At 75.5% G+C, this 10,759-nt stretch carries 9 protein-coding genes and 1 pseudogene; 4 read left to right on the top strand and 6 right to left on the bottom strand.

The window, feature by feature from the left end:
- The coding region (locus ACWGJO_RS29770; RefSeq protein ID WP_452188394.1) for an ammonium transporter at positions 1-682 on the bottom strand (682 nt) is incomplete at its 3' end.
- Positions 683-945: 263 nt separating this feature from the next.
- Between ACWGJO_RS29770 and ACWGJO_RS29765 the strand changes: the two genes are divergently transcribed.
- From ACWGJO_RS29765 to ACWGJO_RS29750, 4 genes and pseudogenes are all read left to right on the top strand, one after another.
- Positions 946-2,001 (top strand): NAD-dependent epimerase/dehydratase family protein, encoded by a 1,056-nt coding sequence (locus ACWGJO_RS29765; protein WP_452188392.1) that lies wholly within the window; start codon positions 946-948, stop codon positions 1,999-2,001.
- Positions 2,002-2,196: 195 nt separating this feature from the next.
- Positions 2,197-2,910: pseudogene (locus ACWGJO_RS29760) on the top strand (glycosyltransferase family 2 protein); the annotation flags it as partial.
- Between the two features lie 108 nt (positions 2,911-3,018).
- The gene (locus tag ACWGJO_RS29755) at positions 3,019-3,546 is read left to right on the top strand and encodes a TIGR04282 family arsenosugar biosynthesis glycosyltransferase (protein WP_452188406.1); all 528 of its coding nucleotides are present in this window, start codon (positions 3,019-3,021) and stop codon (positions 3,544-3,546) included.
- Positions 3,547-3,548: 2 nt separating this feature from the next.
- Entirely contained in the window at positions 3,549-4,196 is a 648-nt protein-coding gene (locus tag ACWGJO_RS29750; protein ID WP_452188404.1) for an SAM-dependent methyltransferase, read from the top strand.
- A gap of 38 nt (positions 4,197-4,234) precedes the next feature.
- On the opposite strand, the gene ACWGJO_RS29745 is transcribed toward ACWGJO_RS29750, so the two are convergent.
- The 5 genes from ACWGJO_RS29745 to ACWGJO_RS29725 form a co-directional block, all read right to left on the bottom strand.
- Positions 4,235-5,608 carry a hypothetical protein gene (locus ACWGJO_RS29745; RefSeq protein ID WP_452188391.1) on the bottom strand — a complete coding sequence of 458 codons (1,374 nt, stop codon included), beginning with the start codon at positions 5,606-5,608 and terminating at the stop codon, positions 4,235-4,237.
- On the bottom strand, positions 5,601-6,455 hold the full coding sequence (locus ACWGJO_RS29740) for an S-methyl-5'-thioadenosine phosphorylase (protein ID WP_452188389.1): 855 nt from the start codon (positions 6,453-6,455) through the stop codon (positions 5,601-5,603). The genes ACWGJO_RS29745 and ACWGJO_RS29740 overlap by 8 nt, the downstream gene beginning before the upstream one ends.
- A gap of 73 nt (positions 6,456-6,528) precedes the next feature.
- A complete protein-coding gene (locus ACWGJO_RS29735) occupies positions 6,529-7,035 on the bottom strand; it encodes a hypothetical protein (RefSeq protein ID WP_452188388.1) in 507 nt (168 codons plus the stop codon).
- A 2-nt stretch (positions 7,036-7,037) separates the two neighbouring features.
- The gene (locus tag ACWGJO_RS29730) at positions 7,038-8,333 is read right to left on the bottom strand and encodes a molybdopterin-dependent oxidoreductase (protein WP_452188402.1); all 1,296 of its coding nucleotides are present in this window, start codon (positions 8,331-8,333) and stop codon (positions 7,038-7,040) included.
- Between the two features lie 547 nt (positions 8,334-8,880).
- Complete coding sequence (locus ACWGJO_RS29725) at positions 8,881-10,002, bottom strand: TIM44-like domain-containing protein (RefSeq protein ID WP_452188386.1); 1,122 nt, start codon at positions 10,000-10,002, stop codon at positions 8,881-8,883.
- Positions 10,003-10,759 lie beyond the last annotated feature (757 nt).

The following is a 10,759-nucleotide window of genomic DNA, read 5'->3' as shown; positions in this document are numbered from 1 at the left end:
GCGCCGAGCCCGCGTTGAAGCCGAACCAGCCGAACCAGAGCAGCCCGGAGCCGAGCATCACCAGCGGCAGGCTGTGCGGGCGCATCGGGTCCTTCCGGAAGCCGATCCGCCTGCCCAGCACCAGGCAGAGGGCGAGTCCGGCGACGCCGGCGTCGATGTGCACGGCGGTCCCGCCGGCGAAGTCGATCACGCCCACCCGGTCGACCAGCCAGCCGCCGTGCCCGTTGTCGGTGAAGAACACCCAGTGGGCGACCGGGAAGTAGACCACCGTGTCCCAGAGGGCGGCGAACAGCGCCCAGGCCGCGAACCTCGCCCGGTCCGCAATCGCACCGCTGATCAGCGCCGGGGTGATCACCGCGAACATCAGCTGGAAGGCGGCGAACGCGGTGACCGGGATCGAGCCCTTCAGGTCGTTCGGGCCGATGCCGCGCATCCCCACGTGGTCCAGGTTGCCGATCAGGCCGGCGAAGGCGTCCGTGCCGAAGGCCAGCGAGTAGCCGTAGGCCACCCACAGCACGCTGACGACCGCGAGCGCGGCGAAGCTCATCGCCAGCATGTTCAGCGTGCTCTTGGCCCTGACCATGCCCCCGTAGAAGAAGGCCAGCCCCGGGGTCATCACCATGACCAGGGCCGCACTGACGAGTACGAAGGCGGTGTCGCCCGCACTGAAGCCGTCCGGCATCGGCGCCTCCTCCTGCTGTCTGCGCCACGCCCTCCACGGAGTCCTGTCCCCGTGGCACCCGGGGTGTCCGCGGTGCGGAGGAGCGTGCCGGAGTTCGGGACCGGCCCGGTGCGGTGTCCCGCCGCGACGGGACGGTGGACGCACCGCCCCGGCCACCGCGGGCCGTGACGTACCGTACCGCCGGACACCGCCCGGAGCGGCCGAGCCATTCCCCCGGTGCGCCGAACGGGCGAGCCCGGCGGCAGCCGGTAACGTCGCGGGCCATGAGGATTCTGGTCACCGGCGGTGCCGGGTTCATCGGTTCGGCGGTCGTACGGGCCCTGGCGGCCGAGGGCCACGAGGTCCGGGTGCTGGACGCGCTGCTGCCCGCCGTCCATCCCTCCGGGGTGATGCCCGTGCTGCCGGAGGGCGTGGAACCGCGGCACGGTGACGTGCGGGACGCGGCGGTGGTCGAACGGGCGCTGGCCGGGGTGGACGCGGTCTGCCACCAGGCGGCGATGGTGGGCTTGGGCCTGGACCTCGACGACGCGCCCGCGTACGCCGGCTGCAACGACCTCGGGACGGCGGTCCTGCTCTCCGCGATGGCACGTTCGGGCGTACGGAACCTGGTGCTCGCCGGGTCGATGGTGGTCTACGGGGAGGGCCGGTACCGGTGCCCGGCGCACGGGGACGTCTCACCCGGTCCGCGGCGCCCGGCCGACCTGGACGCCGGACGGTTCGAGCCGCCGTGCCCGCGGTGCGGCACGGGGCTGAGCCCCGGGCTGGTGGCGGAGGACGCCCCGACCGATCCGCGCAGCGTGTACGCCGCCACCAAGCTGGCCCAGGAACACCTGGCCTCCGCCTGGGCCCGGGCCTGCGGGGGGCGCGTCCTGACGCTGCGGTACCACAACGTGTACGGGCCCGGCATGCCGCGCGACACCCCGTACGCCGGGGTCGCCTCGCTGTTCCGCTCGGCCCTGGTCCGGGGTGAGGCGCCACGGGTGTTCGAGGACGGCGGGCAGCGACGGGACTTCGTCCACGTCCGGGACGTGGCCGAGGCCAACCTCGCGGCACTCGCGGCGGTCCGCATTCGGCCTCCGGGCAGTGCCCGGGCGTACAACGTGGGCAGCGGTGAGGTCCGGACGATCCGCGAGATGGCGGTGGCGCTCGCCGCCGCCCACGGCGGGCCGGTGCCGGTGGTGACGGGCGAGTACCGGCTCGGCGACGTCCGGCACATCACCGCGGACTCCGCGCGGCTGCGCGGGGAGCTCGGCTGGCGGGCCCGGACCGCCTTCGCCGACGGCATGACGGAGTTCGCGACGGCGCCGCTGCGCACCTGACGCCCGGGGGGCGGACGGTCCATCACCTGCGGCCGCCCGCGCCCACGCGCCGGATTCACGGCCGGGCGCCACCGCCGGGCGGCCCACCGACGTCGGCCCACGCGCTCCGCGGCTCCCCCGAACGGGTGCGGCCGGACGGGTGCGACCCGTCCGTGAAGGCGCGGTTCGGCTGCGCCGGGCCACCCGGCGGCTACCGTGACCGCCGTGACAGAAGCTCCCCCTCCCCCGCCGGTCGGCGACGTGGTCCTGCCCTGTCTGGACGAGGCCGAGGCCCTGCCCTGGGTCCTCGACCGGATTCCGCCCGGCTGGCGGGCGATCGTCGTGGACAACGGTTCGCGGGACGGCTCCGCCGCACTCGCCCGCTCCCTCGGCGCGACGGTGGTCGAGGAACCCAGACGCGGTTTCGGTGCCGCCTGCCACACGGGCCTGCGCGCCGCCACCGCCGAGCTGATCTGCTTCCTGGACTGCGACGGCTCGCTCGATCCCGCCCAGCTCTCCCGGGTCGCCGACCCGGTGCTGGCCGGCACGGCCGACCTGGTGCTCGGCCGCCGCCGGCCGGCCACCGCCGGCGCCTGGCCGCTGCACGCCCGGCTCGCCAACGCCGTCCTCGCCCGTCGGCTGCGGGCCCGCACGGGCGTCCGGCTGCACGACCTCGGTCCGATGCGGGCCGCCCGCCGGGAGCAGTTGCTGGCCCTGGGGCTCGGCGACCGGCGCTCCGGCTACCCGCTGGAGATGGTGCTCGCGGCCTCGGCCGCCGGGCTGCGGATCGGCGAGGCCTCCGTCGACTACCTGCCGCGGGCCGGCCGCTCCAAGGTCACCGGAACCGTACGCGGCACCCGCCAGGCCGTCCGCGACATGCGGGTGGTGCTGGCCGCGCCGCCGCCCACCCTCCTGGTGATCGCCAAGGCGCCCGTCCCCGGCCGGGTCAAGACCCGCCTCACCCCGCCCTTCACCCCGTCCCAGGCGGCGGCGCTCGCCGAGGCCGCGCTCACGGACACCCTGCACGCCGTGGGCTCGATGCCCGCCGGACGCCGCCTGCTGGTCCTGGACGGCGAGCCCGGCGACTGGCTGCCGCCGGGCTGGACGGTCGTCCCCCAGTGCGCCGGCGGCCTGGACCGACGGCTGGCCGACGCCTTCGCGCACGCGGCCCGGCTGGCCCCCGGGGCGCCCGCGCTGCTGGTCGGCATGGACACCCCGCAGCTGGAGGCGGCCGCCCTGGCCGAGCCGCTCTCCGCGGTCCGGCGGCCGGGCGTCGACGCCTGGTACGGCCCGGCGGCCGACGGCGGCTTCTGGGCGCTGGGCCTGGCCCGGCCGACCGCGGAGCTGGCCGCCCGGCTGCTGCACGGCGTACCGATGTCCGCACCGGACACCGGCGCGGCGCTGCTGCGCCGCCTGGCGGAGGAGCGCCTGACCGTCCACCGGCTGCCGGTGCTGACGGACGTGGACACCGTCGACGACGCCTGGCAGGTCGCCGCCGAGGCTCCCGACAGCCGCTTCGCCGGCCGGCTCCGAGCCGCCACGACCGCTCCGGAGGCGGCGAGTTGACGGTGGCCGCCCCCTGGGTGGACGACCCGTTCGCCGAAGCCGTCCGCACCGGTCGCGGCCCGCTGTGGCTGCGTCACGAGGACGGCCGCCGACTGCACCTGGACATCGAGCGCTGGTGCGCTCCGGCGGCCGGCGCCGATCACAGTCTGCTGCGGCGCTGCGCCGGCCTGGGGGCGCCGGTCCTCGACCTCGGCTGCGGCCCGGGCCGGCTGGTGGCCGCGCTGTTCTCCCTCGGCGTGCCGGTCCTCGGGGTGGACGTGACGAGGACCGCGGTGGCCCGCACGGTCCGCCTCGGTGGCCGGGCGATCTGCCGGTCCGTCTTCGACCGCCTGCCCGCCGAGGGGCGCTGGGGTGCCGCGCTGCTGGCGGACGGCAACCTCGGCATCGGCGGCGACCCGGGCGCGCTGCTCCGCCGGGGCGCCGAACTCATCGCCCCGGACGGGCTGTTGCTGGTCGAGGTGGAGCCGGAGGAGGTGGACGAGCGGGCCGTCGTCCGGGTGGAGGGGCCGGGCGGGCGGCTCGGCCCCTCCTTCCCCTGGGCCCGGCTCGGCGGGTCGGCGGCCGTGCGGCTGGCCGGCGCGGTGGGCCTCGTCGAGGCGGAGCGCTGGACCTCCTGCGGCCGCCGCTTCCTCGCCCTGCGCAAGGGCTGAGCCCGGGGCCTCCCCGTGGCCCCGCCCAGCCGGGTCGGTCAGGAGTTGGTCGGCTCGGGTACCGCACCGGCCACCGCCCGGCGCGACCCGCCACCCAGCCGCGCGCGCACCAGCGGCACCGCGAGCACCCACACCAGCGCGGCCCCGTACGCGGCGCGCTGGGCGTCCTCGCCGCCCGTCAGGTAGAGCACCTGCCCGGCCGCCGGTACCGCCAGCCACTCCCACCGGCCGTCCAGCGCCACCAGGGCGACCACCAGCAGCCCGTACCACGGGTAGCTCGGCGCCACGAGCAGCAGCGCCGTCCCGGTCACCAGGAGCGCCCCGCGCCAGGGCCGGGCGGGGTCACCGTGCCGCAGCACCCGCAGCACCACCGCCGCCAGCACCAGGGCGGCCGCCCACGGCGCCCAGCGCTCGGGCAGCAGTGCCCGCAGCAGGCCGAACCGTTCGAGGTGCCCCTGTTCGTAGCCCTCCTCCCGCAGGTATCCGGGCAGGTACCCCAGCACGCCGGTGCCGGAGAGCGCGATGTACGGGAGGTACGCCGCCGCGAAGGTCCCGAGGGCCGTCGCGGCGAGCAGCAGGTCGTTCCCGGTCGGCCGCCGGGCCAGCAGCCCCGACAGCGCCCCGGGCAGGGCCAGGGCCGGCAGCAGCTTGGTCGCGGCCGCCGCACCGAGCAGCGCGCCGCCGGCACCGGCCCGGCGGCGGGCCGCGCACCCGAGCCCGGCCGCCATCAGGAGCGCGCCCAGGGTGTCGGCGTGGGCGTCGTTGACCGCCCAGAGCGCCACTCCCGGGCACCAGCCCCACAGTGCCGCCCACCGACGCCGCCCGCCGACGGCGAGCAGCACGCCGGTGGTGGCGACGGCCAGCACGGCACCGCCGGCCTGTACGCCGCGCACCCCGCCGCCGAAGGGGTGCTGGGCGAGGAACCACGCCTCCGCGACCGGCGGGTAGACGGTGTGCACGGCGGGCCGGTTGATCCGGGTGCAGTCCCCGGCCGCGGTCCTCCGCTCGTCCCAGGCCGCGCACCCGTCCCCGTCCGGGAACAGGCCCGGGTCGCGCAGCCCGGCCAGCGCCGGGTCGTCCGGGGCGTGCGCGTACGGGGAGAGGCCGGCCGCCTGGACCCGCCCGTCCCACACGTACCGGTAGGCGTCGTCGCTGGTGCGCGGGGGTGCGAGCAGTCCCGCCCCGGCGACCAGGACGCTCCCGACCAGCACCAGCGGCGCCACGTGGCGGTCGGCCACCTTCCGCAGCAGGAGCAGCGCGGCCGCGAACAGCGCGGCGTCCAGGACGTACCAGCCGGGGAGCCGCGACCGGTCGGCGAGCGTCCCGCCGCCGGTCACGGTCAGCGCGAGGGCCGCCACCAACGCGGCGAGGGCGAGTGCGCAGGGCAGGAGGCTCCGGGTCCGGTCAGTCACCCGGAACACCGGGAAGGCCGGTCGTCAGGCCGTCCAGGGCGTGCGGGCAGGGGCACTCCCGGTCGACGGGCAGGGCCTCCAGGGCCTTGAACAGCACGGTGCGCAGCCGGTCGACGTTGCGGGCGAAGACCTTCAGCACCTCGGTGTGGGTGACGCCCGCACCCTTCTCCACGCCCGCGTCGTGATCGGTGACGAGGGCCAACGCCGTGTAGCAGAGGCCGAGTTCGCGGGCGAGCGCGGCCTCCGGGTGCCCGGTCATGCCGACCACCGACCAGCCGTTCTCCCCGAACCAGCGGGATTCCGCCCGGGTGGAGAAGCGCGGCCCCTCGATCACCACCAGGGTGCCGCCGTCGACCGGTTCCCAGGCCGCCGTGCGCGCCGCCTCCAGGGCGGTGAGCCGCCCGGCCGGGCAGTACGGGTCGGCCATCGAGACGTGCACCACGTGCGGCAGCGAGCCGTCCGGCAGCGGCTGCCCGTCGTAGTAGGTCTGCACCCGCCCCGAGGTCCGGTCCACGAACTGGTCCGGCACCAGGAGGACCCCGGGCCCGTACTCCGGCCGCAGTCCGCCCACCGCGCACGGCGCGATCACCTGCCGCACGCCCAGTGCGTGCAGCGCCCAGAGGTTGGCCCGGTAGTTGATCCGGTGCGGGGCCAGTGCGTGCCCGCGCCCGTGCCGCGGCAGGAACGCGACCCGGCGCCCGGCGACCTCGCCCAGGAACAGCGCGTCGCTGGGCGGCCCGTACGGCGTGTCGACACGCAGCTCGGTCACGTCGTCCAGCAACGCGTACAGTCCGGAGCCGCCGATCACGCCCAGCTCGGCCCGCGGGGATTCCTGACGAACCGCCATGTGCACCACCTCTCATCGGGGAAACGTCCGGCGACCGCGGGAGCGGGCCGGGGGGAACGGTCGACGCGCGGTCCTAGGGTTCGCGGGCGGCGCCTTCGTCGTCGCGCGCCGATCGCCCGGTCCGGCGTGCGCGGCGGATCCGGAACGCCAGGCCGACGGCGGCCGCCCCGAAGAGGACCCCGGTGATGGCGAGCCACCGGCCGAGGTAGACCTCGTCCGTCAGGCCCGTGGCGCCCGGGTAGGGCTCGGACAGCCGGAGGATCAGCGGGAACCAGACGAGCAGCAGGAGGGCGGACAGGGCCGCGGGCACGCGCAGGTGGTTGATCCAGGGCACGGCCGGCACCGACTCGGGCGGGCGGCGGAGCACGGAGCGGGCCGAGAGGTCGGCGATCGAGTAGAGCGGGAAGAGGATCAGGTCGTGGGCGACGGCCGCGCCGACGAACCAGACCGCCACCGCGAGGGGTTGCGCGGCCAGCAGGCGCACGGCCGCGTAGCCGGTGAGGGCGAAGGAGGCCAGCAGCGCGAGCAGGTGCAGCGGCCGGGCCCCGTACCGGCGGGCGAAGGGGGTGCGTCGGTCCACCGTCACGTCCTGAAGGTCAGTCGGCCGACCCATTTGGTGTTGTTCACACCGGGGTTGGCGGGGACGATGACGCGGGCGGGATAGCCGTGGTCGCGTGAGAGGTCGACTCCGTTGACGTGCAGGGCGAGCAGGGAGAGCGGGTCCCGGATCTGGTTGCCGCGCAGCACCACGGAGGAGTAGGGGCCGGGCGGTTGGACCGACTCCACGAGGACGTCCGCCGCGTCGGGGAGCCCGGCCATCGCCGCGAGCTCGGCGAGCGGCAGTCCGCTCCAGTGCTGGTCCTCGGTGGACCAGCCCTCCACGCAGGCGATCGGCAGCCGGGCCGATCGCTGCGGCAGCGCGAGCAGCTGTTCCCGGGTGAACACCCGCACCGGACCGGCGCCGTGCAGCTCCAGCCGCCAGTCCGGTCCGACCATGGCCGCCGTGATGCCGACGGAGGCGGCCGTCTTGTTGATCTGGAATCCGTTCGGACCGGCCGCGGGCTCGCGGTTGTGCGGTGCCAGCAGCGCGGTGGCCCGGAGCCGGCCGCCGATGCTCTGCCCGGCCGTGACGACCAGCAGGGCCAGCGAGCCCGCGCCCACCAGGGCGAGCGCACCGCGCCGGGCGATCGTCGGCGGGGCCGGGTCCGCCGCCACGAGGCCGTCCGCGTCCGGTGGTTCGGGGCGGGTGTCGGCGACGCCGGTGCGCAGCTCCCGCCACAGCGGGCGCGACCTCAGGGCACGGACCAGCCGGCCGAGCTTGAGCGCGACGTGGACGGCGAACGCGGCGATGAACACCCACGCCCCGTAGAAGTGCAGGGTGTAGAAGGAACCCGGAAAGACGTAGTGGAGCTGGATGTTGAGGATCCCGGTCACGAACTCGAAGATCACCCCGCCGACCAGCATCAGCAGCGACAGCCGTTCCAGGGCGTGGGCCGCGCTGCGCACGGGCGGCCACTCGAACAGCTTCGGGATCACCGACCACAGCTTGCCCAGCACGACCGGCACCAGGACGACGCCGAGCGTGACGTGCACGCCCTGGGTGAGCCGGTAGAGCCAGGACGGGCGGGTGGGCCAGTCGAAGAGGTAGAAGCCCAGCAGCCCCTTGTCCGGGGTCTGGTCGTTGAGCGGGCCGAGGTCGGGGTTGTAGGCGGCGTAGGACAGTGCCCCGGTCACGAACAGGACCGGCATCCCGACGAGCAACACCGCACCGAACACCGAGGTCAGCCAGGGCCCGCGGATCGGACTGCGCCAGAACCCGGGCCGGAACGGCCCCGGCGGCGCGGGCAGCCGCCCGAGCCCGCGCGCGGCGGCCGACAGCCTGGCGGCGGCCGCGGTACGGGCCCGGCCGACGGCCCGGCCCAGCCGCCGCCCCGCACCGGCGCCCCACCGCGGCCGGCCCCGGCTCCCGGACGACCCACCGCAACTCCCAGCCGTCACCACCGACCACCTCCAGCCGCTCGGGAGCCCCCAGGGCCTCGGCTCGCTCGGGCCCCTGCGGCCCGGGAGGAAGGCCTGGTCGCCCGTCCTCCACGCCGCCGCACGTCGCCACGGAAGACCTGTCGGCCGCAGCTCGCCGCACAGCAAACCACCCGCCCCCGAGCGGCCGCGGAGAAACCACCCGCGCCGACGAAGAGATCACTCGAACGGACGGCGCCCGGACCTCATGATCGTCCTCGGACTGCAGTTCGGCCACGACGCGACGGCCTGCGTGCTGCGGGACGGCGTGCTCTGCAGCGGAAGGCCGCAGGTCAGGAGGTATCGGCTCCGCCCGCTCGGAGGTGTCCAGACCGGGCTCAGCCGCTTCCTCTCCGAGATCAGGTCCACGTCGCCAGCGTGGGAGGTGACCCTGGCGGTGGAGGCGTGGCTACTGCGTGCCGGTGGCGATCACGGTCCATGCCTTGGCTGAGGTGTCGTCCAGCCGCAGGTCGAAGGTGAAGGCGATCGGCCTGCGCTTGTGCGCGTCACCGCCCAGTACCTGTTCGGTGCGGCGGTCGACTTCGTAGTACACGCCCTGCGCGTCGACCGCGACGCGGAAGACGACCGGGTCGCGTGCGACCAGCGAGCGCACCGTGACCGACGTGACGGCGGCCTCGCGCAGGACGGTCCGGCGGGCCGTGCGGACGGCCGTGAAGTCGAGGCTGCCGTCGTTCATGACCCACTCCTCCAGGAACCGCTCGACGGCGACCTCCAGCACCGCCCTGTCGAAGCGGCCGTCGAGGACGCTCAGATCGCCGGCGGCGGCGTCGGCGTCCGTGCTCCACGAGATGTTGGTGAGGGAGAGGACGTCGCTGCCCCCGGTGACCGTGCTCCTCCGCGCGACTTCGAGCACCGCCTCCCGGGCGACCTCCTTCTGGTCCCAGCCGTCGGTCTCGATGGCGTTGCCCAGGTGGTGCGCCCCCTCGGTGGCCTGCTCGACCGAGGACACGATCCACTCGCCGGCCGCGCTCTTGCGCAGCGTCCAGTACTCGACCGGGCGCGTCGAGCCGTCCTTGCGCACGGCCTGCCCGCCGTCGCCGCCGCGAACGTAGTCGCGCAGCGTCGCGGTGATCCGGAAGGTGACGGTGTCGTTCAGCTCACCCGCCCGGTTGGCGACGTCGACAAGCTCGACCGCCGGACCGTCGACGATCTCCACGACGTTGACCTCACCACGCGACTCGTAGTCGCGCAGTTGCTCGGCCCACTTGCCGTACAGCACCGGGGACAGGATCTGCTGCAGCGTGGCGTGGTCGTGCCCGGTCCAGGCGCGCTGGGCCGTCTCGTACAGCCACACCACCCGGCGCTCGAGCGCCGCGCGGTCGAAGGTCGCATCGGTGTCGGCGATGGCATCGACCCGGGCCGAGACCCGGGCGGCGCGCTCGCGGGCCTGCGCGTCCGCGCGGTGCGCCGTGCGGTCCGAGACCGTGTTCAGCTCGCCTGCCAGCGCCGCCTTGCGGCGCCGGGACCTGATCCACAGGATCAGCAGGACCACGGCCACGATCACCAGCACGGCGACGAGCCCACCGCCACCGGATCCGAAACCGGTCCCGAAGCCGAATCCGAAGCCGCCGCCGGTCGACCCGTGGAAGCCGCTACCGCCATGGCCGCCACCGCCCCCGCCGCCCCCGAACCCGTGACCGCCACCCCCACCGCGGGCATAAGCGACCGTCGGGCTGCTCAGCGCGACAGCTCCCGCGACCACACATATCCACCGGCGGACGCTCACCGGGCCCTCCCTCCAAGAAACGCAGATCTTCAGCCAAGCGTACAAGCCGGGGTGCACGGGAGGCTTCGAGACCAGCGGACCGCCTTGGCAGTGGGGCGACGGCCCACGAAGCCTGTTCCCCCGGGGCGACCGCATGCCGGCCCGGTGGCTCGCGCACGGCGACACCCTCGTGATGCCCGACGGCATCCGCGTCCCGGGCGATCACCGGTGCTGTCGGGCCTGCACACGGCCCAGGACTCCTGCGCGTGGGAGCGGGAAGAGGACGTGCCCCTGTGCCGACGGCGGAGCGCGGGCACAGGGGCCGGGGCCGGGGTCGGGGCCGGGGCGCGGTCAGCCGGTCTTGTCGACGCGGGCGGCCCAGCACTTGCGAGGACCTCGCTCCAGCTCGGCCAGCTGGCACCGAACGCGACCCCACCCCATGCCGCGTGCCCGCCACGGGCGCTCTCCGACACGTCGACGGGCAGGCCACGGTCGGCAGCCACCGGCCGCCAGTGGCCACTGAGGTCCCGGACACCGAAGAGGCAGGCGAAGGCCTCGTAGT

It is taken from the genome of Kitasatospora sp. NPDC054795 (assembly GCF_053611565.1).
The sequence above is the reverse complement of the archived record's forward strand: the minus strand, read 5'-3'. Positions and strand labels throughout refer to the sequence as shown.

Bases quoted from the DNA above. Each gene is read 5' to 3' on its own strand.
- ACWGJO_RS29740 (WP_452188389.1), bottom strand. From the start codon at position 6,455: ATGGCGGTTCGTCAGGAATCCCCGCGGGCCGAGCTGGGCGTGATCGGC.
- ACWGJO_RS29755 (WP_452188406.1), top strand. From the start codon at position 3,019: ATGCCCGCCGGACGCCGCCTGCTGGTCCTGGACGGCGAGCCCGGCGAC.
- ACWGJO_RS29765 (WP_452188392.1), top strand. From the start codon at position 946: ATGAGGATTCTGGTCACCGGCGGTGCCGGGTTCATCGGTTCGGCGGTC.